This window comes from Stenotrophomonas sp. Y-13 (assembly GCF_046267925.1).
Classification (GTDB): domain Bacteria; phylum Pseudomonadota; class Gammaproteobacteria; order Xanthomonadales; family Xanthomonadaceae; genus Stenotrophomonas; species Stenotrophomonas acidaminiphila_A.
In genome coordinates this window covers 2,360,029-2,381,615 of sequence record NZ_CP176501.1, presented here as the reverse complement: position 1 = coordinate 2,381,615, position 21,587 = coordinate 2,360,029, and the positions used below count along the sequence as shown (strand labels likewise).

Sequence of the window (21,587 nt, the reverse complement as noted above, 5' to 3'; positions counted from 1 at the left end):
GGGGCTGCCGGTGGCGTGCCGGGGCACGCCGGCGGGCGGGTTACATCCGTTCCCACACCTGCGACTTGCAGATGAAGGCGATGCAGCCGGAGACCTGCAGTTTGCGGCCGCCTTCGATCAGCTCCATCTTGGACTTGTAGACCTTGCCCTCGTCGGGCTTGAGGATGCTGCCGCCGCTCCACTTGTTGGCGCCGTCGGCGCGCATGCCGCGGATGATTTCCATGCCGGTGATCGGCTTGTTCTTGCGGTCGTCGCTGCACTTGTCGCAGGTCGGGTTGGGGCGGCTGGGGTTGAGCAGCTCGACGATGCGGCCGTGCAGCGCGCCGTTGCTGGTGCGGCTGATCTCGACGATCGACTTGGCCCGGTGGGTGTCCGGGTCGATCTGCCGCCAGCGGCCTTCGGCGCTGGTGTTGTCGGCCTGGGCCGCGGTGATGCCGGCCATGGCCAGCGGCAGGGCCAGCAACAGGGTCTTGAAGGTCTTGCGCATGTGTCCCCTCCCAGGGCGGATGGCGTGGTCAGGAGCGACCGGGTGCAGGCGAATGTATACCCATTCGCTGCGGTACGGAATCCGCACCGCAGCACGCCCGGTCAGGGCCGGATCAGCCGCCTCAGCGGTAGCCGACCCGCTTGCGGTTGTCGGCCGACACGCGGTCGATCAGCTTGTTGTAGGGGTCGAAGCCGACCTCGTCCGGGCGCCCGTCGACGGTCACGGTGAACGTCGGCGCGGCCGTGGTGACGTGGTGGCGCTGCAGGTACAGCACCTTCTCGTCGCGCTCCTTGCCCGAGGCCCCCTTGGCGAACACGCCGACCTCGATCCAGTCGTCCAGCGTCCCCGGCGTTTCCTTGCCCAGGCCGTCGGCATAGCGCTTGTCGGCATGCAGCTTCATGGTCACGTCGTAGCGGCCGTCGGCACGCCGGGTCGCGGTGGCTTCGACCACGCGGTTGTCGTAGAAGCCGATCTTCTCGAACAGGTCGGTGATCAGCGCCTGGTGCGCCGGGCCGGCCTCGGCGCGGATGAACTCCAGCAGCTCGACCGAAGTGGTGTACGGCGGCTGCTGGAAGGCCTTGGCCTGGAGGAAGCGCGACAGCGCCCGGTTCAGGGCCTGCTCGCCCATCTCCTCGCGCAGCCGGTAGAACACCAGCGAGCCCTTCTGGTAGTAGATGTACTGCTGGTTCTCCACCCGGTACAGGGGCAGCTCCTCGACGTCCTCGCCACCACGGCCGGACAGGTACTTGTCCAGTTCGTCCTTGAGGAACTGGCGCATGTGGCCGCGCCCGTACTCCTTCTCCATCACCATCAGCGCCGAGTACTGCGACAGCGACTCGGACAGCACGGTCGCGCCCTGCATGTTGGCGCCGATCACCTGGTGCGCCCACCACTGGTGCGCCACCTCGTGCGCGGTGACGTAGAACACGTAGTCCACGTCATCCTTGTCGCGCAGGTCGGCGATGAAGCCGATCGATTCGGAATACGGAATGGTGTTGGCGAAACTCTGCGCGAACGAGCGGTAGCCCGGGAACTCGATGATGCGCACCTGCTTGTGCTGGTACGGGCTGAAGTTGGCCTCGTAGTAGGCCAGCGATTTCTGCACGCCTTCGATCATCCGGTCCACGTTGTACGGATGTTTGGGGTCGTGGTAGATCTCGATCGGGATGCCGTTGTAGGCCGCTTTCTTCACTTCCCAGCGTGCCGACAGGTAGGCGTAGAAGTTCAGCACCGGCCGGTCCATGGCGTAGCTGAAGCAGCGGCGGCCATTGCGTTCGAACGCCTTCTGCAGGTAGCCCGGCGCCAGCGCGATCTGGTCCGGCGCGGTGCAGATGGTGCTGCGGAAATCCAGCCAGTCGGCGTCGTTGGAGATGTAGTTGTTGGCGCGCGCGGCCGCATCCTCCAGCCGCGGCATGCGCGTGGGCTCGCCGAGACCGCGCTTGCGGCGTTCGTTGCGGTCGCTGATCTCCACCCCGGTGTCGTAGCCGAACGCCGGCAGCACGCGGCTGTTGAAGAAACTGCCGTTGTCGACGATCTCGGTCTGCGCCTGGCCGGCGGTGATGCCGTCGGGGTGGATGTCCACGGTGAAGGTGATGTCGCGCTCCTCGCCGGGCTGCATCGGCGCATCCAGCGTGTAGATGCGGTACCCCAACTGCGCGTCGTGGGTGGTCAGCCGGGCGCCGCCCAGCTCGATGCCGGCCAGCGTGCGGTCGTCGGCCATCGCCACATGGATCGCCGGGATGGCCGTGGCATGGGTGTTGCGCACCCGGTAGCGGCCGTCGATGCGCACGCTCTGGGTTTCCGGATGCAGGTCGACGTGGTTGTCCACGGCGACGATGCGCGGCTGCGGCAGGTCCTTGTACTTGCGGTACTCGCGCTCGTAGCGGGCCTGGCGGTCCAGCACCTGGTCCGGCGAGACGAACTCGTTGCGGATGTTGGTGTTCCAGTACAGCCAGCCGCCGCAGCCGATGAACGCCAGCACGGCGGCGGCCAGGCCCGCGCCCAGCGGGCCGCGCAGGCGCTGCCGGGCCAGGCGCAGGCGCTGGCGCCAGGCCGGATCGACGCCGCGCACCCACAGCGCCGCGCACAGCAGCAGCAGGACCAGCAGGAACAGCGTCCAGTAGCCCTGGAAGGCCAGCTGCCCGGTCAGGAAATGGCCGTAACCGTTCATGTCCGAGTACGGCGCGTTCGGCCAGCTGCCGAAGTTGTACAGGTTCTGGGTGTAGTCGAGCATGCCCAGCACCGACTGCCCGATCAGCAGCAGGATCAGCAGCGCGTACCCCAGGAACTTGTTGTTGCTCAGTACCTGCAGCACCAGCGCCATGCCGCCCATCAGGATGTAGACCACCGAGTTCAGCGCCAGCGTCTTGATGTACAGCAGCGGTTCGAGCTGGGTGTAGCCCTTGGCCAGCTGGATGGCGATGGCGGTAAGCCCGCCCACGGCCTGGAACGCGGCGACCACCGCGACCAGGGTGAGGAACTTGCCCAGCAGCGGCACCCAGTTGGGCACCGGCATCGCATCGCTGATGCCGGCGATGCGCGCGCTGCGCTCGCGCCACACCAGCTCGCCCGCGTAGAACAGCACGATGATGATCAGCAGGAAGCTGTAGCTGCCCTGCAGGGCCTCCAGCATCTGCGAGGTCACCGGCCAGCTGGGCGTGCCGTACAGGGTGCGGCGGTGCAGGGCGCTGGGAATGAAGTTGGCCATGCCCAGCACCAGCAGCACCAGGAACGGCGCGCTGCGGAACACGCCCAGCGCATCGAAGCCGACCTGGCGCAGCAGCTGCCGCCAGCCGGTGGCGGCAGTGAATGCCGGGGTGACCCGGGGGGCGACCACCTGGCTGCGCTTGCCGTCGGTGGTGGCGACGCTGGCGGTCTTCCTGCCGCGCCTGCGGCCGGTGCCGCTGCGTTCGGTGCGGAACAGGGCGAAGGTGGCGGCGAACAGGGCGGCGGTGACCGCCAGCCACAGCAGCCGGTTCTCCAGCAGGTAGCCGCTGAAGGCGGGCAGGCCGGTGTTGCGCTCCTCGGCCGACCAGTAGCGCATCGCCTGGCCCATCGCGCGCATGCCCAGCGGGTCGAGCAGCGAAGCGACGCGCAGGTTGTCGATGTCGGCCAGCAGGGCGCGGCTGACGCCGTACAGCACGAAGAACACGATGACGCCGATGTAGACCCACAGGATGTTGCGGGTGGTCACCGCCAGCAGCGACAGCAGCGCGGTGGTGAACAGCACGTTCGGCAGCACCATGAACGCGAACGACCACAGGTACGGGCGCAGCGACACCGGCCCGAGCCGCGCGGCGTCGATCCAGGGCATGAACTGTGCCACGAACAGGCCGGCGCCGATGATGGCGTACATCAGCAGACTGGCCAGCAGCGCGGCGCCAAGCCGGCCGAGCAGGTAGTCGCGGCGCCGGATCGGGCTGGAGAACACCAGCTCCGAGGTGCCCAGCTCGAAGTCGCGCAGCAGCGCATTGCTGACGAACAGGGTGACCACCAGCAGCCCGATCAGGGTGAAGGCGGTCATGAAGGTGGCGATCACCGACGGTGCATTGCGGTGCACGTTGCCGATGCCGCCGCCGATCTGCACGGCATCGCTGGAGGCCGCGCCGAAGGCGAGCAGCGCGAACAGCGCCGCCAGCAGCCACAGCAACGGGGAACGCAGCTGCTCGCGCAGCTCGAAGCGCAGGAAGGCCAGGGTCATGGTCGTCTCCGTCAGGCGGCCTGCGCCTGCAGGCGCAGGCGCTGGAAGTAGACGTCCTCGAGCCCCGGCGCGACCGGCTCGAAGCCGGCTTCCGGGCAGGTGTCGGCGAACACATGGATCACCGGGTGGCCGCCCACCAGCCGCGTCGACAGCACGGTGAAGCGGCTTTCATAGTCCGCCAGCGCGGCCTTGGCCACCTGTTTGCGCCAGACCTGCGCCTGCAGCGCGGCGATCGCATCGACCGGCTTGCCGGACAGCAGCACCTGGCCCTTGTTCATGATGGCCATGGCCGGGCACAGGTCGGTGACGTCCTCGACGATGTGGGTGGACAGGATCACCACCACGTTCTCGCCGATTTCGGCAAGCAGGTTGAGGAAGCGGTTGCGCTCCTCCGGGTCCAGGCCCGCGGTCGGCTCGTCGACGATCACCAGCTGCGGGTCGCCCAACAGCGCCTGGGCAATGCCGAAGCGCTGGCGCATGCCGCCGGAATAGGTGCCGAGCTTGCGCTTGCGGGCATCCCACAGGTTCACCTGCTGCAGCAGGCCCTCGACCACTTCCCGCCGCTGCGCGCGCGCGGTCAGGCCCTTTAGCACGGCGAAATGGTCGAGCAGGTCCAGCGCGCTGACTTTCGGGTAGACGCCGAAATCCTGCGGCAGGTAGCCCAGCCGGCGGCGCAGTGCGTCCTTGTCCCTGAGCACGTCGATGCCGGTGCCATCGGCGGTGGTCAGGGTGGCGCTGCCGGCATCGGCCTCCTGCAGCGTGGCGAGCGTGCGCATCAGCGAGGACTTGCCGGCGCCATTGGGCCCGAGCAGCCCGAACATGCCGCGCGGAATGTCGAGATCGACATTGTTCAATGCATGCACGCCATTGGCGTAGGTTTTCGACAGACCGCGGATCTGCAGCATGGGGCCGGACCTCTCCTTGGATGATGGCCGCAACATGCCGCCGCGGCCGGGCTGCCGGCAATGCGCCGGAAGTCATTGGGACCAGGGACGTGGGAGGGCGGCGGATGTGACCGGCGGCGCGGCCACGGCCGCCCGTGCGGGCGCGCCAGGCGGCCACCCGCGCGCCGTGCCCGTCGCGGCCGGTCGCCGTCAGGGCAGTTCGTACAGCTCCAGCGGCAACGCGTCGGGGTCGGCGAAGAAGGTGAAGCGGCGGCCGGTGTACTCATCCACCCGCACCGGCTCGCAGGCCACGCCCTCGGCCTGCAGGTGGGCGATGGCCGCGTCCAGCGCGGCGACGCGGAAGGCGAGGTGGCGCAGGCCCCGCGCTTCCGGGCGACTGGGGCGCGGCGGCGGGGCCGGGAACGAGAACAGCTCCAGCCCGGTGCCGTCGGGCAGGCGCAGGTCCAGCTTCCACGACTGGCGTTCGGCGCGGAAATGCTCGGCCACCACCTCCAGCCCGAGGATGCGGGTGTAGAAGTCGCGCGAGCGCGCGTAGTTCGACGCGATCAGCGCGACGTGGTGGATGCCCTGCAGCTTCACCGTTGCGGGGCCTGCCAGCGGCGGGCGATCTGCAGCGCCAGCGCATAGGGCTCGGGATCGTTGCGGTTGCTCAGCACCACCACCGTCAGCTTCTGCTTCGGGTAGCGCACGATCACGTTGCGGAAGCCGATGCTCTCGCCGCTGTGCCACAGCGCGTCGCCGTTGATGCGCCAGCCGAAGCCGTAGTGCGGCACGTCCGGTTCCGGCGTCGCCGTGGCCGCGCTGAAGGCCTGCTGCAGCGAGGCGCGGCGCAGCAGGCGCTCGTCGTACAGCGCGGCGTCCCACTTGGCCAGGTCGTCGATCGAGGAATAGATGCCGCCGTCGCCGAGCACCGCGCTGGTGGTGCTCTGGTCGGTGCGCTGCCAGTGGCCGTCGATCTGGCTGTAGCCGTAGGCGCGCTCGGGCACCTCGTCGACGCCGTCCTGGTGGGCGAAGGTGGCGGTCATGCCCAGCGGCAGGAAGATGCGCTGGCGCAGGAAGCTGGCGAAGTCGCTGCCGGAGGCCTTGCCGACCACCAGCGCCAGCAGCGCGTAGCCGCTGTTGCTGTAGCGGTAGCTGCTGCCCGGCGCGAAGTAGGTGCGGTTCTCCTTCTGCAGCAGGTGCAGCACGTCGATGTCATGCACCTGGCGCGTGTCGGCCGGGTCCATCAGGTCTTCGTAGTCGAGCAGGCCGCTGCTGTGGCTGAGCAGCTGGCGCAGGGTCATCGCGTCGGCCACCGCCGGCAGCTCGGGCAGCCACTTTTTCAGCGGGTCGTCGATCGACAGCGCGCCGTCCTCGGCCAGCAGCAGGATCGCGGCGGCGGTGAACTGCTTGCTCACCGACGCCAGCCGGAAGTTGGTGGCCGGCGATACCGGCGTGCCGTCCTCCAGCACCGCCAGCCCATAGCCGCGGCGGAACACCGGTTGCCCGTCCTTGAGCACCAGCACCGCGGCACCGGGCACGCGGCCGTCATAGCGTTGCATCAGGCCGTCGATGCCGGCGTCCGGCGCTGCCGGCGGCGCGGCGCCGGCCACCGTGGACAACGCGAACAGGCACAGCGGGGCGAGTCGGGACATCCACGGCAGCATGGCGGCTCCTTGCAGGGTCAGGGGGTCTTGCTGGCGATCCAGCGGTCGATCTTGGCTTCCAGAATATCCAACGGTATCGAGCCGTCCTTCAACACTTCATCGTGGAACTCGCGTGGATCGAAGCGCTCGCCCAGTGCCGCCTGCGCCTTCTCGCGCAGGCGCCGGATCTTGATCTCGCCCACCCGGTAGGCCAGCGTCTGCCCGGGCAGCGCCATGAAACGCTCGACTTCCGCGGCGGCATCGGCGGCGCTGATGTCGGCGTTCTTCACCATGTAGTCGATCGCCTGCTGGCGGCTCCAGCCGGCCGCGTGCAGGCCGGTGTCGGCGACCAGCCGCACGGTGCGCAGCAGGGTGGTCTGCAGGTAGCCGAGGCGGTCGTATGGGTCGCGGTACAGGCCCAGTTCGTCGCCCAGCGACTCGGCGTACAGGCCCCAGCCCTCGATGAAGGCGACGTCGCCGCCGAGCCGCCGGAAGCGCGGCAGCGTCGACAGTTCCTGCTGCAGCCCAAGCTGCAGGTGATGGCCGGGGATGCCCTCGTGCAGGTACTGCATCGGCACCGCCCAGCGCTTGCGCGACGGGAGGTCGCGGGTGTTGACCTGCAGCCGCCCGTGCTGGCCGCCGTCGGCCGCGGTCGGCGGCTGGTAGCTGGCGGCGCTGGCGTTCAATGCATGCTCGGCCGGCACCGGCTGTACCTGCAGCGCGGCCCTGGGACGGGTGGCGAACAGCGCCGGCAGCGCCGCGTCCACCTGCTGCCCCACCTCGCGGTAGCGCGCCAGCAGCGCGGCCTCGTCGCGGAAGGTGAACTGGCGGTCGTTGCGCATGGCGTTGAACGCCTTCTGCATCGAGCCGCGGATCCGGGCTTCCTTCATCACCCGGGCGATGCGCTCCTGCAGGTCCTTGACCTCCTGCTCGCCGAGCGCGTGGATCTCGGCCGGCGTGCGCGAGGCGCTGGTCAGGCCGGCGATGGTGTGCGCGTACCAGGCCTGGCCGCCGGGCAGGGCGCCGAGGCCGTCGCTGGCGCGCGTGGCGGGCAGGTACTGGGTGGCGATGAAGCCGCGCAGCGCGCGGTAGGCCGGCAGCAGCCGGTACTCGATCATGCGCTTGTATTCGGCGGCCAACCGTTCCCGGTCCGCGGCCGGGAAGTCCTCCGGCATGTTGCGGATCGGCGCCCAGAAGATGCTTTCCTCGGCGGTCGGGGTGATCACCGCGTCCAGCTGCGGCAGCACCTTCTCCATCAGCGCGCGCGGCTGCACCACGCCGGCGGCCATGCCTTCGCGCATGTTGGCGATGGCCTGGTCGAACAGCGCCGGCACCCCGAGCGAGCGCCGCGACCAGTTCTCGTAATCTTTCACCGTGCGGAACGGCTGCGCGCCGGCTCCCGAACCGAGCACCGCGATGATGCTGGCGAGGTTGTTGTAGGGGTTGATCGGCAGCATCCACGACGGGTACTGCTCGGCGGCCAGCGAGATGCGCGCGTCGCGCATGAAGATCTCGTAACTGAGCAGGTCCTGGCCCTGCAGGCCGTCCTTGCCCAGCGCCTCGGCCTTGCCCTGCCACTCGACCATGAAGTCGTGCGCCTGGCGGCGCGAGGCCGGCGACAGGAAGTTGGGCAGCTGGTCGTTGAAGCGCGGGTCGCCCTGGAACGTGGCCTGCAGCGGGTTCAGCCGCATCGACGCATCCCAGTACTCGTCGTAGAGCCGGTTCAGGCGGGTGGCCTTGTCCTGGGTGACCGGCAGCGGCGCGCGCGCCGGGCGGGGCGCCGGACGCGCCGGGGGCCTGCTGCCGCGCGCCTTGGGCTTGGCGGTGCGCGATTGCGTCGCGGTCGGGCGCTGGCTCTTCTTCTTCGCCGCCTCGACGGGCGCGGCGGCGGAGAACATCAGGACGGAGGCCATGGCAAGCGCGAGAAGGCGAAGCGGGCTGGAGGTCATCGGTGGTTCCGGAAACGCACAGGCCCGGGAGCTTGCCTTAGCGGCCGGCGCTAGTGAAGAGCAACCGGCAACGGATAAAGGCGGCAGTCACCCCCGGTGCCCGCCCGGCGCACCCTGTTCCTGCCCTGGCAAGCGGCGTTTCAGCGCTCGCCGGCGCGGGTGAACGGCACGCTGTCCGGGGCCACCGCGCCACCGGAGATGATGAAACTCATGGCCTGGTCCACGGTCCAGTCGGTCGGCGTCAGCAACTCCACCGGCACGATCTCCAGATAGCCGGAGGTCGGGTTCGGCGTGGTCGGCACGTACACCGCAGCCAGCTCGCGGTCTGTACCGTGTTCGCGGATGACGCGGGTCACCAGGCCCACCGATTTCATTTCGCGGTGCGGGAAATCGATCAGCACCACCCGCTGGGTGCTGCCCGGCTGGGTCTGCAGGATGTCCAGCAGCTTCTTGGCGCTGTCGTAGATGATGCTGGCCAGCGGGATGCGGCGGATCACCGCGCCGAACCAGCGCAGCAGGCGCTGGCCGATGACCCGGCGGCTGAGCACGCCCACCAGCAGGATCACCAGCAGCGTGGCGAGCAGGGCGAAGATGTCCTGCATCCATTCCACCCGTACCCAGCCCAGGTAATGCGGGAAGGAGGCGGCGATGCGTTCGGACAGCGGCACCACCAGCGGGCTGCTGATGCCGGACAGCAGCACGAACACGAACTTGATCACCACCCAGGTCAGCCAGATCGGCAGCAGGGTGAGCAATCCGGTCAGGAACAGGCGCTGCAGGGAGGGGCGGTGGGGTGCGGCGGGAGCTTCGGGCGACATGTGGGGATTGTAGCGGTGAGCGGCATGGCCGGGATGGCGGTTGCAGGTGGGCGATGCAGGGCGACGTCGGATATCGTTCATCAATCCGGCGTGTCGATCGGCCAGGGAAGGAGATGCCATGAAACATCGGGAGGTCAGGACCATGGGCAAGGTGTTGCGACGGATGGCCGCAGGCCTGGCCGGGCTATTGTTGCTGGTGGCGGCGGTCCTGCTGCTGTCGTCGCTGTGGCCGTTGTCGGCGACGCAGAAGCGTGCGTTGGCGGTACTGGAAGCGCCGCGCGACATGCCGGGCAGCAACGGCTACGCCACGCTCGCCACGCTGGGCATGGCGGGGACACCCGGGCAGCGCCAGGCACGGGTGGACGCCTATGTGGCTGAGTACCTACGTTGGCATGCCGGTTTCGTCGACCACACCCTCGAAAGCGGTGGCCAGCGGGAAGAGGTAACCCTGGAAGTCAAGCCGCGGCTTGGCGCCGGCGGGAACACCGAGCCGTTCGATCCGGTGTTGTGCAGGCATGCCACCGGCTGCCTGGCGCGGGTGCGTGGGCAACCGCAGGCCGTGGCCGAGGCCCTGCTGCCGCAGGCGGCCGTGCTGGCGCAGATGGACGAACTGGCCGTGCATGGTCATTACCAATCGCCGCTGCCGCTGGATGCGGCCACGCCAGTGCCGAACATGCGACCGTTGTTCGTGCCGTTGGCGGCGCACGCGCTGGCCCACGTGCAGGGCGACAGCCAGCGCTCACTGGCCGGGCTGTGCCGCGATGCCGGTATCGGGCGCATGCTGCTGGGCCATGGTGACAGCCTGCTCACCAGCATGGTCGGCGGCGCGCTGCTGGCCGCCAGCGCGGAGCTGTTCGCGGACGTGCTGGCCGAATTGCCGGTGGATGCGCCGATACCGGAGGGGTGCACCACCGCGCTCGCGCCGCTGACGCCGCAGGAAGCCAGCAACTGCGCGGGCATGCAGGGAGAATTCGCCATGGTGCGCGGCGGCTATCCCAGGGTGGCGCAGCTGGCGCAGGATGCGCCTTGGTGGGTGACGCCGCAGACGGCGAAGCTGCTGTACGACCGCGACAGGAGCGTGGCCCGCGTGGCTGAAACGATGGGCCAGGCCTGCCTGCCTGAAACCCTGCAGGCGATCGCCGGGGACCGCCCGTTGCCACCGGCGCCGGTGCCGTCGGTGTGGCGGCTGGAATGCGCCGCCAACGCCGTCGGCTGCATCCTGAGCGGCATTGCCGGGCCGGCGTATGCCCGGTATGGAGCGCAGCAGCAGGACACCGCCGCCCGGTTGCGGTTGTTGAATGCGGCGCTGTGGCTGCGCGGGCATGCGGCACAGCGGGCGGACAGGCCGCTGGCCGAACGCCTGGACGCACTTCCGGCCGGGCTGCGTGGTGCGCAGCGGCCCATCACCGTGTCCGCCGATGGCACCGCGCTGGAAGTGGCCTCGCGTGCACGGCGCGGTGGCAGGGAAACCTTGCGCATGCCTTTGCCGCCGGCCTTGTCCAGCCACTGATGCACAGCAGGCGCCGGGAAGCCACGGCGTGCGCGGCTATGCACCGCGTTGGCGTGCTTCCGGCTTGGGGCGTACGTAGACCTGCTTGCGGACGCGCGCGACCACCTCGCCGTGCGCGTCGAGCACGTCATTGCTGAACCAGCGCAGGTGCTTGGCGCCACCGGCGGTGGCCGCGCGCACCTGTTCGAGCGTGGCCGTGTCGAGCCGGAATTCGGTACTGACCGTGCCCTTGCCGGGCCTGATGAACTCGATCTCCCCGGCCTTGTCCCACACGTAGTAGTCGCGCCCGAGGTTGTGCAGCAGGCACAGCATCCAGAACGGATCGGTCATGGCGAACAGGCTGCCGCCGAAATGGGTACGTACGTAGTTGACGTTCCACGGGCGCTCGCGCAGTTCCACGCGTACATAGCGGTAATCGGCGTGGAGCTCGGTGACGTGGATGCCGGAGAACAGGAACGGCGGCCACAGATTGATACCGAGGCGGAACGTGCTGGCTTTCATGACGGACTGGAGCGTACGCGGGACCGGGAGTCTAGCATTCGCTGCCGTATGGTGAGGCGGCTGGCGCCTCAGTCGGCCACCCGGTAGCCGTCGCGGCCGGCGGCCTTGGCCTGGTACAGCGAGGCGTCGGCGTCGCGGAACAGTTCCCCGGGCAGGCTGTCGGCGCCCGGCACGATGGTCGCCACGCCGACGGTGACGCTGATCCTGGCCTGGCGGCCCTTGCCGACCGCCACTCCCGCCTGGCGGACGCGGCCGATGAGGGTTTCGACCAGCAGGACCGCACCCTCGCTGCCGGTGTCCGGCAACACCAGGGCGAACTCGTCGCCGCCGAAGCGCGCGGCCAGGTCGCGCGGCCGCCGCGCCAGCTCGCCGATCATCCGCGCGGTCTGCTGCAGCACCAGGTCGCCGACGTGGTGGCCGAAGGTGTCGTTGTAGTGCTTGAAGTTGTCCAGGTCGATCAGGGCCAGGCTCAACGGCCGGCCGCCGCGCCGCGCCGCTTCGTATTCCTGCTGCAGCGCTTCTTCGAAACGCATGCGGTTGGCCAGCCCGGTCAGCGGGTCGCGGTTGGCCTGGCGGCGCCAATAGCGCAGCTGCCACAGGCCCCAGGCCACCCACATCAGCAACGCGCCGCCGACCGCCGCCGCCGGTGCGAACCACAGGTTGAAGCCGCGCAGCAGCACCGTGCTGAGCAGCAGCGGGAGCACCAGCGACAGCACCGCGACCAGCCACGGCGACAGCCGGCGCTGGGTCATGCCCAGTGCGCACAGCGCCACCAGCACGAACACCGCGGCCAGCTGCAGCGGCGGACGCAGCGGCAGGATCACGTGCCCGCCGAGCAGCATCGAGGCGACGTTGGCCTGGTATTCGGTGCCGCTCATCCAGTACTCGCGCGAGGTCGGGGTGAGCAGGCGCGGGGCGATGCCGCTGGCGGTCATGCCGACGATCACCAGCCGGTCGCGCAGCAGCCCGGGCGGCAGCCGCCCTTCCAGCACGTCGATGTAGGACACCTGCGGGAAGCTGCCCGGCGGCCCGGCGTAGCGCAGCCGCACGTAGTTGTCGCGCCGCCACTGGTACGGCGAGAGCGTGTCCGGGGCCGGATCGGCCAGTCCGGGGATGGGGCCGTCGAGGCCGCTCAGCGCCAGGCCCAGTGCCGGCCAGTACGCCGAACCGACGCCGGCGCGCAGGTACAGGCCACGGGCGACGCCGTCGCCATCGACCTCGATGTCGGTATGCGCCAGCCCGTCGGCCACCGCGGCCAGCACCGGTACCGGCAGCAGTTCCTCGGGGACGGCCTCGTCGCTGGCCGCGGCCGCCAGCACCGGCAGCACGACGTTGCCGCCGCGCTTGATCGCCGCCGCCAGCTCCGCGTCCTGGCGCGCGTCCTTGCGGTCGGGCTCGGGGAACATCAGGTCCAGCGCGACGCGGCGTGCGCCGGCTTCGCGCAGGCGCTCGAGCAGCCGCGCATGGGTGCCGCGCGGCCACGGCCACTGCCCCAGCTGCTGCAGGCTGCGCTCGTCGATGGCGACGATCGCCAGGCGCTCGTCGGGCGGGTAGTGCCAGTTGCCCACCAGGCGGTCATACACGTATTCGTCCTGCTGCCAGAGCAGGTGCGTCTGGCTGGCCCAGCCGGCCAGCGCGCCCACGGCCACGGCCAGCAGCAGCCGCCACGGCCAGGGCAGCAGGAACAGTCTCACAGGGCGAGCAGCAGCAGGGCGCCGGCGCCGGCGCCGTAGCAGAGCTTGCACGGCAGCCGGATCTGCTGGGCGCTGGAGAACGGGCCCGCATAGCCGTCGTCGTCGATGTACTGCACGCGCACGTGCAGGGTGCCGCCGCGCCAAGGCTGTTTCATCACCACCTCCGGCACGCGGGTTTCGCGGTCGAGCAGCGGGGCGCTGAAGTCGCCGCGGCGGTCCACCTGCACGCGATAGCGCTGGCCGTCGGCGCCGGGCTGCCAGCGCAGGGTCAACTGGCCCCTGCCGGCCTGCGCCGGTTGCAGGCCGGAATCCGGCGGCGCGTCGCTGACCCGCAGGGGCAGGGCCTGCCCGAAGCGGCCGCTGCGTCCCTGCGCATCCACCGAGGCGACCCGCCAGTAGTAGTCGCCTGGCGCCAGGGCAACCGGCGAACGCAGCCGGGTGGCGTCGGTGCGGCGTTCGACCAGTGGTTGGCGGAACGCCGGCTCGTGCGCGATCTGCAGCACGCTGGCGGTGGCGCCGGGCACCTGCGCCCAGGCGAAGCGCGGCTGCGCCTGGGCCAGGGTCTGGCCATGCACCGGGGCGGTGGTCAGCGGCGGCGGCAGGCCGTCGGGTACCTCGAAATCATGGGCGCTGTCGTGGCCTTCGACACCGTCGGCAGCCACCGCGCGCACCAGCAGGCGCAGCTGCCCGCCGGGCAGGTCGTCGATACGGATGCTGGAATCGGTGGTGTCGCGCGCGAACAGCAGGACCTCGGGCGCATCGGCGCGCACCACCTCGACGCGGTAGCCGCGCGCCTGTGGCACCGGCTGCCAGGCCGCCAGCAGCGGCAGCGGCGCCAGCCGCAGCCGCGCGGCGTCGAGCTCCGGTGCGGGGGGCAGCGGCTGCACCGCCGCCGGCGCGTGCCCGGCCGAGGCGCTGAGGCTGGCCTGGCCGGGGGCGACCATCCGCTGGCCATGGCGGTTGCCCACCTGCACCCGGCCTTCGACCACTTCGGTGGCGGCCGGGTCGCCGTCCTGTCCGGCGCTGACCCGGAACACGGTACCGCGCACGCTGCTGGTGGCCGTGGGCGCGGTGATCATGTAGCGCGATGCCGGCCCCTGCGCCGGGGTCACCCGGCTGCCACTGCGGCCGCGCTGCAGCCGCAGGCGCGTATCCACCATGCCGGTGGCGCCATAGCTGCTGAGCTGGTCCAGGCGCAGTTCCGAGTGCTCGCGCAGCAGCAGCCGCGAATCGTCGGCGAACGCCAGGGTGATGCTGGCCTCGGCACCGGTGCGGATGTGGCTGCCGATGGGCAGGCGCATGCCCTCGCGGGCGGCCGCGGACGGCTGGCCATCGGTGCCGACATCGACCTGGCCGCGCACCGCCACGACGCGCGCCGGCGCGGGCTCCACCCGCAGCCAGGCGATGGGAAACCGCAGCACCTGGCCCGGTGGCAGGCGGTAGGGGTTGGCCACCGCGTTGTGGTTCCGCAGTTCTTCCCAGGACACGGTGGGCTTGAGATAGCGCGTGCCCAGGTCCCACAGGGTGTCGCCGGGGCGCACGCGATAGTTCCAGTCCTGGGCGCTGGCCGCGGCCGAGCACGACAGCGGCAGCGTCGCCAGCGCGATCTGCAGCAGCACGGTCAGGCGCAGCCCACCCCGGTTGAACGACATCATCGGCAATAGGTCCTTGCGTCGCGGGAACCGGCGCCCGGCATTGCTCGCGCCTCCCTCCCCATGTGGCACGGCGGTGTCGCCGTACGTCATCACCACGATGAACAGCGCATTATCCGGCAGGCCGCGCTTCACCTGCCTGAACGTGCAATGACACTCAGAACAGGAGCGAGGACATCCGCCGCCGGTAACGGCCGACGAGGTCGTCGTCCTCGACGACGCGGAACGCATCGATCAACGCCTTGCGCGGCAGGCCGTCGCGGTAGCCGCGGTCGATCCGCAGCATTTCCAGGAACTGCTCCAGCGCCGCTTCCTCGCTGCCGCCCAGCAGCTGGCGGATGCCGAGCAGGTAGCGCGCCTCCAGGTCGTTGCCGTCGGCCTGCACCCGCGCGGCCAGGGCGTCGGCCGGCGGCGCGTCGGCGGCCGCGGCGTGGAAGTCCAGACGTGCGCGGGCGCGGATGGTGCGGTCGTCGGTGGCCAGGTTGGCGGGCAAGGCGTCGAGCAGCTGCCCGGCCTCGGCGACCTCGCCGGTGCGGATCAGCGCCAGCGCCAGGTCGAGCTTCAGTTCGGCCTTGTCCGGCTCGGCGGCAATGGCCTCGCGCAGCGCGGCGACCTGCGACAGCGGATCCAGCGGCGCCGGCTCGGCCTCCAGCTCGGCCGGCGCCTCGGCCGGGGTGATGCCGTGCTGGGACAGGAACTCGCGCAGCTGGCCTTCCGGCAGCGCGCCGGGGAAACCGTCCACGATCTGCCCGTCCTTGACCAGGAACACGGTGGGCACCGAACGGATCTGGAACGCCGCGGCGATCTGCTGCTCCTTGTCCACGTCGACCTTGGCCAGTTCGAACGCGCCGTGGTACTCGCCGGCCAGCTTCTCCAGGATCGGCCCCAGCGTCTTGCACGGCCCGCACCAGGTCGCCCAGAAATCCACCAGCACCGGCGTCTGCAGCGATTTCTGCAGGACGTCGGTTTCGAAGGTCTCGGTCGTGGCGTCGAAAACGTGGGGCAGGTCGGACATCGCGGGACTCGCAGTGGGAGGTTTCGTCGGAGATGGTGGCAGAGCGCGTGGATGCAAGTCGATGTAAAAGATATTTGACATGGTGGCGGGCGGATGCCAACGTCGCATCGCATCGCGCCAGTGCTGCCAAGGGGCGCGCGCGGGAGAGAAGAGGAGAGTCCATGGAACGCACCGGCACGCGCGTGGCGATCAACCGGCAACAGAAGCTGGCCTGGCTGCTGCTGGCCAGCGCCGGCCTGGCCTCGGTCCTGTTGGGGCGCTGGCTGCTCCTTGGCGGCGCGGGCGCAAGGGCGGATGTGCTGGGCCCCGCCTGGTGGCTGTTCCTGGTCGGCGCGTTCCTGTTCCTGCGCCGCGACGGCAGCGTCGTGGCCGACGAGCGCGACCGGGCGATCCAGGCGCAGGGCGCGCGTGCCGGCTACGCCGCGCTGGCGTTGATGCTGATGGTGGCCTCGGTGCTGGCCGAGGAGCATGCGGATTTCGTCGCGGCGCGCGGCGGTGCCTGGCTGGGGAGTTTCCTGGCATGGCTGGTCGGCCTCTCGCTCAGCGTGCACGCCGCGGTCATGCTGTGGCATTACCGGTACGGCTGCCGGTGAGCGGCACGCCGGTCGGCAACGACATCCGCCGGCTGCGGGTCGAACACGGCGAGATGACCCAGCAGGCACTGGCGGACGCCTGCGGCGTGACCCGGCAGACCATCATCGCGCTCGAGGCCGGACGCTATGCGCCGTCGCTGGAGCTGGCGTTCCGCATCGCCCGCGCGTTCGGCGCCGGCGTCGAGGATGTCTTCCACTGGCGCGGCTGAGCCGGCAGGCGTTGGCGTGCGCGCCAGCGGCGCAGCCTTCACAATCGCCGGCATCGGCTGGCGCGTTCCTGCGCCGGCAAGCACGGGGTCGAAATGGCGATGGTGTGGAAAGCATGGGTGCGCTGGGCCGGGCCGGCGTCGGTGGTGATATGGCTGGTGGCGCTGGCGGTGTTCGGCGCGCGGCTGCCGTTCTACGACCAGATGCGCCACCCGGTTTCGCTGCTGGGCGCCACCGGCGTTCCCGGCGCGGGCTCCTTCAACGCGCTGGGCTTCGTGCTGCCGGGGCTGTTGGCGGCGCTGGCCGCGCTTGGCCTGGTGCTGCGCATGCCGGCCACGGCCTCGCGGCCGCTGCGGGTGGCCGGGCAGATGCTGCTGCTGGCCGGGCTGGCCTTCGCCGCCATGGGCGTGTTCCCGCTGGACGCGCAGGACATCGAGAACCGCGCCAGCCAGGCCCACGCCAGCGTCTGGCTGCTGTGGCTGGTGGCGTTCTGCGCCGGCGCGGCGATGCTGCGCGTGGGCGCCGCGCGCGATGCGGCATGGCGCCCGGTCGCGACCCTGGCGGTGGCCTGCGCGGTGTGGATGCTGTGCAGCGCGTTCGTGTTCGGCAGCGTCATGCCGGTGGCGATGGCGCAGCGGCTGGCCTTCCTGGGCTGGGCGCTGTGGCTGGCGCTGCTGGCGCGGCTGGCGCCGCGCTGAGCCGGGCGGCGCGCGCTCCCTGCGGCGGAGTGCGCGCGGCCATTACTGCTTGTAGATCACCCCGTCCTTCATCACGAAGCGCACGTCCAGCACCGCGTTGATGTCCTGCAGCGGGTCGGCGGCCAGGGCGATCACGTCGGCGCGCTTGCCGGCTTCCAGCACGCCCTGGTCGTCCACGCCCAGCACCTGCGCGGCATGCACGGTGGCGGCCTGCAGCGCGTACGCGGCGGGGATGCCGGCCTCCACCATGTAGACGAACTCGCGCGCGTTGTCGCCGTGCGGGCCCACGCCCTGGTCGGTGCCGAAGGCGATCCTGACCCCGTTGCGGTAGGCCCTGGCCGCGGTCTGGCTGATCAGCGCGCCGATGCGCGCGGCCTTGGGCCGCACCACCTCGGGGAAGTAACCGTCGATGGCCGCCTTCTCGGTGACGAAGCGCCCGGCGTAGAAAGTGGGCACGTACCAGGTGCCGTGCTGCTTCATCAGCCGCATGACCTCATCGTCCATGTAGGTGCCGTGCTCGATGCTGGTGACCCCGCCCAGCACCGCGCGCTTCATGCCCTCGGTGCCGTGGGCATGGGCGGCCACGCGGAAGCCGTAGTCGCGCGCGGTATCGACGATGGCCTTGACCTCGTCCACGGTGAACTGCGGCGCGTCGCCGGAGCGCGCATAGCTGAGCACGCCGCCAGTGGCGGTGATCTTGATCACGTCGCTGCCGTCCTTGTAGCGCTGGCGCACCGCCTGGCGCGCCTCGTCCACCGAATTGATCACGCCCTCGGTGGGGCCGGGCGTGCCGATCAGGTGCGAGAGCTGGTCGTTCCAGCCGTTGGTCGGGTCGGCGTGGCCGCCGGTGGTGGCGATGGACTTGCCGGCGGCGAAGATCCGCGGCCCCTTCACCAGCCCCTGGTTGATCGCGTCGCGCAGGTGCGGGCCGACCTCGCCGCCGAGGTCGCGCACGCTGGTGAAGCCGGCCATCAGGGTCTTTTCGGCGTAGCCGACCGCGCGGAAGGCGTAGTCCATCGGATCCAGGCGGAAGCCTTCGGAGTAGCTCTGCGGGCTGGACTGGCTGCCCAGGTGCACGTGCAGGTCGGTCCAGCCGGGCAGGCACACCTTGTCGCGCAAATCGACCGCGCGCGCGCCGCCGGTTGCCGCATCGGCGCCGGCCAGCACCTGCTGGATGCGGCCGTCGGCCACCAGCAGCGTGTGCGGCCCCTTGAGCTGGCCGCTGCGGGCGTCGAACAGGCGACCGCACTGCACGGCGACGGGTTCGGCCCAGGCCGGGGCGCAGGCCAGCAGCAGGACGGTGGCGAGGTGGCGGCGGATCGGCATCGGTCTCATTCCCCAGGGATGGAGCCGGCAGCATAGCGGGCCGGCGCGGGAAACCGGCCGGGCGCCCGGGGCGCTCATGGCCGCCGCCGGGCGAAATCGCGCAAGCGATTGATATTGCAGGAAACGGGTTTTTCCCGGGGGCGGCGGGGTGGGCCGGATTGGAGCCCTCTGGTGCACTGCGGTACGCTGTCCCGCTTTGCCGCAGCCCCAACGCTTTCATGTCCAGCGTCGAAACCCACATCTACGATCCCCAGCAGGTCGAAACCGCTGCCCAGAAGTACTGGGAAACCACCCGTGCCTTCGAGGTCGACGAAACCTCGGACAAGCCCAAGTACTACTGCCTGTCGATGCTGCCGTATCCGTCCGGCGCGCTGCACATGGGCCACGTGCGCAACTACACCATCGGCGACGTCATCAGCCGCTACAAGCGCATGACCGGGCACAACGTGCTGCAGCCGATGGGGTGGGACGCGTTCGGCCTGCCGGCCGAGAACGCGGCGATCAAGAACAACACCGCGCCGGCCAAGTGGACCTACGCCAACATCGACCACATGCGCGGCCAGCTCAAGTCGCTGGGCTACGCCATCGACTGGTCGCGCGAGTTCGCCACCTGCACGCCGGACTACTACGTGCACGAGCAGCGCATGTTCACCCGGCTGATGCGCAAGGGCCTGGCCTACCGCCGCAACGCGGTGGTGAACTGGGACCCGGTGGACCAGACCGTGCTGGCCAACGAGCAGGTCATCGATGGCCGCGGCTGGCGTTCGGGCGCGCTGGTGGAAAAGCGCGAGATCCCGCAGTGGTTCCTGCGCATCACCGACTACGCCCAGGAGCTGCTGGACGGCCTGGACGAGCTGGACGGCTGGCCGGAATCGGTCAAGACCATGCAGCGCAACTGGATCGGCCGTTCCGAAGGCCTGGAGATCCAGTTCGACGTGCGTGACGTGGACGGCAGCGTGCTGGACCCGCTGCGCGTGTTCACCACCCGCCCGGACACGGTGATGGGCGTGAGCTTCGTGTCCATCGCCGGCGAACACCCGCTGGCGGTGCATGCGGCGAAGAACAACCCGGCACTGGCCGCGCTGCTGGCCGAGCTGAAGCAGGGCGGCGTCTCCGAGGCCGAGCTGGAAACCCAGGAAAAGCGCGGCATGGACACCGGCCTGAAGGCGGTGCACCCGGTCAGCGGCGAGCAGGTGCCGATCTGGGTCGCCAACTTCGTGCTGATGGGCTACGGCACCGGCGCGGTGATGGCCGTTCCCGGCCACGACCAGCGCGATTTCGAGTTCGCCAGCAAGTACGGCCTGCCGAAGAAGCAGGTCATCGCGCTGAAGCACCCCAAGAACGACGACGAGCGCAGCTACGACCCGGACCGCTGGCAGGACTGGTACGGCGACAAGACCCGCGAGACCGAGCTGGTCAACTCGGCCGAGTTCGACGGGCTGGATTTCCAGGGCGCCTTCGAGGCGCTGGCCGAGCGCTTCGAGCGCAAGGCCCAGGGCCAGCGCCGGGTCAACTACCGCCTGCGCGACTGGGGCGTGAGCCGCCAGCGCTACTGGGGCTGCCCGATCCCGGTGATCTACTGCGACAAGTGCGGCGCGGTACCGGTGCCGGAAGACCAGCTGCCGGTGGTGCTGCCCGAGGACGTGCAGTTCACCGGCACCGGCTCGCCGATCAAGGCCGACCCGGAATGGCGCCGGACCACCTGCCCGGAATGCGGCGGCGCGGCCGAACGCGAGACCGACACCTTCGACACCTTCATGGAATCGAGCTGGTACTACGCCCGCTACACCTCGCCGGGTGCGCGCGAGGCGGTGGACAAGCGCGGCAACTACTGGCTGCCGGTCGACCAGTACATCGGCGGCATCGAGCACGCGATCCTGCACCTGATGTACTTCCGCTTCTTCCACAAGCTGCTGCGCGACGCGCGCATGGTCGACAGTAACGAGCCGGCGCGCAACCTGCTGTGCCAGGGCATGGTGATCGCCGAGACCTTCTACCGGCTCAACGCCGATGGCTCCAGGGACTGGTTCAACCCGGCCGACGTGGACGTGGTGCGCGACGAGCGCGGCCGCATCACCGGCGCCACCCTGCGCAGCGACGGCCAGCCGGTGGTGATCGGCGGCACCGAGAAGATGTCCAAGTCCAAGAACAACGGCGTCGATCCGCAGGCGATGGTGGCCAAGTACGGCGCCGACACCGTGCGCCTGTTCTCGATGTTCGCGGCCCCGCCGGAACAGTCGCTGGAATGGAACGAGGCCGGCGTGGACGGCATGGCGCGCTTCCTGCGCCGGCTGTGGACCATGGTGCACCGGCATGCCGCCGATGGCAGCGCGCCGGCGCTGGATGTCGCCGCGCTGGACGCCGGGCAGAAGGCCCTGCGCCGCAAGACCCACGAGACCATCGGCAAGGTCGGCGACGACTACGGCCGCCGCCACGCCTTCAACACCGCCATCGCCGCGGTGATGGAGCTGCTCAACGTGCTGGCCAAGTTCGACGACGCCAGCGACCAGGGCCGGGCGGTGCGCCAGGAGGCCCTGCAGGCGGCGGTGCTGCTGCTCAACCCGATCACCCCGCATGCCTGCCATGCGATGTGGCAGGCGCTGGGCCATGGCGAGACCCTGCTGGAAGACCAGCCGTTCCCGCAGGTCGACGCCGGCGCGCTGGTCAAGGATGCGCTGACCCTGGCGGTGCAGGTCAACGGCAAGCTGCGCGGCACCATCGAGGTGGCCGCCGACGCCAGCCGCGAGCTGATCGAGGCCGCCGCCAGGGAAGAGCCGAACGCGGCCAAGTTCCTGGAAGGCCTGGCCGTGCGCAAGGTCATCATCGTGCCGGGCAAGATCGTCAACATCGTGGCGGGTTGATACGCCTGCGGCGCGCCCCCGATGGTTCGCCATCCGGGCGCGCGGC

General features: G+C 70.2%; 17 protein-coding genes. 5 read left to right on the top strand and 12 right to left on the bottom strand.

Annotated elements, in window-relative coordinates:
- Positions 1-40: 40 nt before the first annotated feature.
- The 7 genes from ACJ7VY_RS10835 to ACJ7VY_RS10805 form a co-directional block, all read right to left on the bottom strand.
- Positions 41-487, bottom strand: a complete 447-nt coding sequence (locus tag ACJ7VY_RS10835) for a DUF2147 domain-containing protein (protein WP_161613563.1) — start codon at positions 485-487, stop codon at positions 41-43.
- 121 nt (positions 488-608) lie between these two features.
- Positions 609-4,187, bottom strand: a complete 3,579-nt coding sequence (locus ACJ7VY_RS10830; protein WP_409475608.1) for a M1 family aminopeptidase — start codon at positions 4,185-4,187, stop codon at positions 609-611.
- Between the two features lie 11 nt (positions 4,188-4,198).
- Positions 4,199-5,092, bottom strand: a complete 894-nt coding sequence (locus ACJ7VY_RS10825) for an ABC transporter ATP-binding protein (protein WP_104939155.1) — start codon at positions 5,090-5,092, stop codon at positions 4,199-4,201.
- A gap of 189 nt (positions 5,093-5,281) precedes the next feature.
- Positions 5,282-5,671, bottom strand: a complete 390-nt coding sequence (locus ACJ7VY_RS10820) for a VOC family protein (protein ID WP_409475607.1) — start codon at positions 5,669-5,671, stop codon at positions 5,282-5,284.
- Positions 5,668-6,726 carry a serine hydrolase domain-containing protein gene (locus ACJ7VY_RS10815; protein WP_409475606.1) on the bottom strand — a complete coding sequence of 353 codons (1,059 nt, stop codon included), beginning with the start codon at positions 6,724-6,726 and terminating at the stop codon, positions 5,668-5,670. The genes ACJ7VY_RS10820 and ACJ7VY_RS10815 overlap by 4 nt, the downstream gene beginning before the upstream one ends.
- Before the next feature lie 29 nt (positions 6,727-6,755).
- Entirely contained in the window at positions 6,756-8,666 is a 1,911-nt protein-coding gene (locus ACJ7VY_RS10810) for a DUF885 domain-containing protein (RefSeq protein ID WP_409475605.1), read from the bottom strand.
- Between the two features lie 140 nt (positions 8,667-8,806).
- Positions 8,807-9,484, bottom strand: a complete 678-nt coding sequence (locus tag ACJ7VY_RS10805; protein WP_409475604.1) for a DUF502 domain-containing protein — start codon at positions 9,482-9,484, stop codon at positions 8,807-8,809.
- Between the two features lie 118 nt (positions 9,485-9,602).
- Between ACJ7VY_RS10805 and ACJ7VY_RS10800 the strand changes: the two genes are divergently transcribed.
- On the top strand, positions 9,603-10,994 hold the full coding sequence (locus ACJ7VY_RS10800) for a hypothetical protein (RefSeq protein ID WP_409475603.1): 1,392 nt from the start codon (positions 9,603-9,605) through the stop codon (positions 10,992-10,994).
- A 36-nt stretch (positions 10,995-11,030) separates the two neighbouring features.
- On the opposite strand, the gene ACJ7VY_RS10795 is transcribed toward ACJ7VY_RS10800, so the two are convergent.
- The 4 genes from ACJ7VY_RS10795 to trxA all read right to left on the bottom strand — a co-directional run bounded on the left by ACJ7VY_RS10795 (position 11,031) and on the right by trxA (position 15,856).
- On the bottom strand, positions 11,031-11,495 hold the full coding sequence (locus ACJ7VY_RS10795; RefSeq protein ID WP_409475602.1) for a DUF4442 domain-containing protein: 465 nt from the start codon (positions 11,493-11,495) through the stop codon (positions 11,031-11,033).
- 68 nt (positions 11,496-11,563) lie between these two features.
- Positions 11,564-13,189, bottom strand: a complete 1,626-nt coding sequence (locus ACJ7VY_RS10790; RefSeq protein ID WP_409475601.1) for a CHASE2 domain-containing protein — start codon at positions 13,187-13,189, stop codon at positions 11,564-11,566.
- Complete coding sequence (locus ACJ7VY_RS10785) at positions 13,186-14,844, bottom strand: FecR domain-containing protein (RefSeq protein WP_409475600.1); 1,659 nt, start codon at positions 14,842-14,844, stop codon at positions 13,186-13,188. The genes ACJ7VY_RS10790 and ACJ7VY_RS10785 overlap by 4 nt, the downstream gene beginning before the upstream one ends.
- Positions 14,845-14,998: 154 nt before the next feature.
- Positions 14,999-15,856, bottom strand: a complete 858-nt coding sequence (trxA, locus tag ACJ7VY_RS10780; RefSeq protein ID WP_312346351.1) for a thioredoxin — start codon at positions 15,854-15,856, stop codon at positions 14,999-15,001.
- Between the two features lie 161 nt (positions 15,857-16,017).
- On the opposite strand from trxA, the gene ACJ7VY_RS10775 reads away from it, so the two are divergent.
- From ACJ7VY_RS10775 to ACJ7VY_RS10765, 3 genes are all read left to right on the top strand, one after another.
- Positions 16,018-16,449 (top strand): hypothetical protein, encoded by a 432-nt coding sequence (locus ACJ7VY_RS10775; RefSeq protein WP_104939148.1) that lies wholly within the window; start codon positions 16,018-16,020, stop codon positions 16,447-16,449.
- Positions 16,446-16,658, top strand: a complete 213-nt coding sequence (locus tag ACJ7VY_RS10770) for a helix-turn-helix transcriptional regulator (RefSeq protein ID WP_161613575.1) — start codon at positions 16,446-16,448, stop codon at positions 16,656-16,658. Before ACJ7VY_RS10775 ends, ACJ7VY_RS10770 begins: the two co-directional genes overlap by 4 nt.
- A 99-nt stretch (positions 16,659-16,757) precedes the next feature.
- Positions 16,758-17,354, top strand: a complete 597-nt coding sequence (locus tag ACJ7VY_RS10765; RefSeq protein WP_409475599.1) for a DUF998 domain-containing protein — start codon at positions 16,758-16,760, stop codon at positions 17,352-17,354.
- A 42-nt stretch (positions 17,355-17,396) separates the two neighbouring features.
- Here the strand turns inward: ACJ7VY_RS10765 and ACJ7VY_RS10760 are convergent, their stop codons facing one another.
- On the bottom strand, positions 17,397-18,680 hold the full coding sequence (locus ACJ7VY_RS10760; protein ID WP_409475598.1) for an amidohydrolase family protein: 1,284 nt from the start codon (positions 18,678-18,680) through the stop codon (positions 17,397-17,399).
- Positions 18,681-18,898: 218 nt separating this feature from the next.
- On the opposite strand from ACJ7VY_RS10760, the gene leuS reads away from it, so the two are divergent.
- Positions 18,899-21,541, top strand: coding sequence for a leucine--tRNA ligase (gene leuS / locus ACJ7VY_RS10755; protein WP_104939145.1), 2,643 nt, complete (start codon positions 18,899-18,901; stop codon positions 21,539-21,541).
- Positions 21,542-21,587: the final 46 nt, after the last annotated feature.

What these genes read in the sequence shown, in the direction of transcription:
- ACJ7VY_RS10830 (WP_409475608.1), bottom strand. Translation starts at nt 4,187, where the DNA reads ATGACCCTGGCCTTCCTGCGCTTCGAGCTGCGCGAGCAGCTGCGTTCC.
- ACJ7VY_RS10835 (WP_161613563.1), bottom strand. Translation starts at nt 487, where the DNA reads ATGCGCAAGACCTTCAAGACCCTGTTGCTGGCCCTGCCGCTGGCCATG.
- ACJ7VY_RS10800 (WP_409475603.1), top strand. Translation starts at nt 9,603, where the DNA reads ATGAAACATCGGGAGGTCAGGACCATGGGCAAGGTGTTGCGACGGATG.
- ACJ7VY_RS10825 (WP_104939155.1), bottom strand. Translation starts at nt 5,092, where the DNA reads ATGCTGCAGATCCGCGGTCTGTCGAAAACCTACGCCAATGGCGTGCAT.
- ACJ7VY_RS10805 (WP_409475604.1), bottom strand. Translation starts at nt 9,484, where the DNA reads ATGTCGCCCGAAGCTCCCGCCGCACCCCACCGCCCCTCCCTGCAGCGC.
- leuS (WP_104939145.1), top strand. Translation starts at nt 18,899, where the DNA reads ATGTCCAGCGTCGAAACCCACATCTACGATCCCCAGCAGGTCGAAACC.
- ACJ7VY_RS10765 (WP_409475599.1), top strand. Translation starts at nt 16,758, where the DNA reads ATGGTGTGGAAAGCATGGGTGCGCTGGGCCGGGCCGGCGTCGGTGGTG.
- ACJ7VY_RS10795 (WP_409475602.1), bottom strand. Translation starts at nt 11,495, where the DNA reads ATGAAAGCCAGCACGTTCCGCCTCGGTATCAATCTGTGGCCGCCGTTC.
- ACJ7VY_RS10815 (WP_409475606.1), bottom strand. Translation starts at nt 6,726, where the DNA reads ATGTCCCGACTCGCCCCGCTGTGCCTGTTCGCGTTGTCCACGGTGGCC.
- ACJ7VY_RS10760 (WP_409475598.1), bottom strand. Translation starts at nt 18,680, where the DNA reads ATGCCGATCCGCCGCCACCTCGCCACCGTCCTGCTGCTGGCCTGCGCC.
- ACJ7VY_RS10785 (WP_409475600.1), bottom strand. Translation starts at nt 14,844, where the DNA reads ATGATGTCGTTCAACCGGGGTGGGCTGCGCCTGACCGTGCTGCTGCAG.
- ACJ7VY_RS10810 (WP_409475605.1), bottom strand. Translation starts at nt 8,666, where the DNA reads ATGACCTCCAGCCCGCTTCGCCTTCTCGCGCTTGCCATGGCCTCCGTC.
- trxA (WP_312346351.1), bottom strand. Translation starts at nt 15,856, where the DNA reads ATGTCCGACCTGCCCCACGTTTTCGACGCCACGACCGAGACCTTCGAA.
- ACJ7VY_RS10775 (WP_104939148.1), top strand. Translation starts at nt 16,018, where the DNA reads ATGGAACGCACCGGCACGCGCGTGGCGATCAACCGGCAACAGAAGCTG.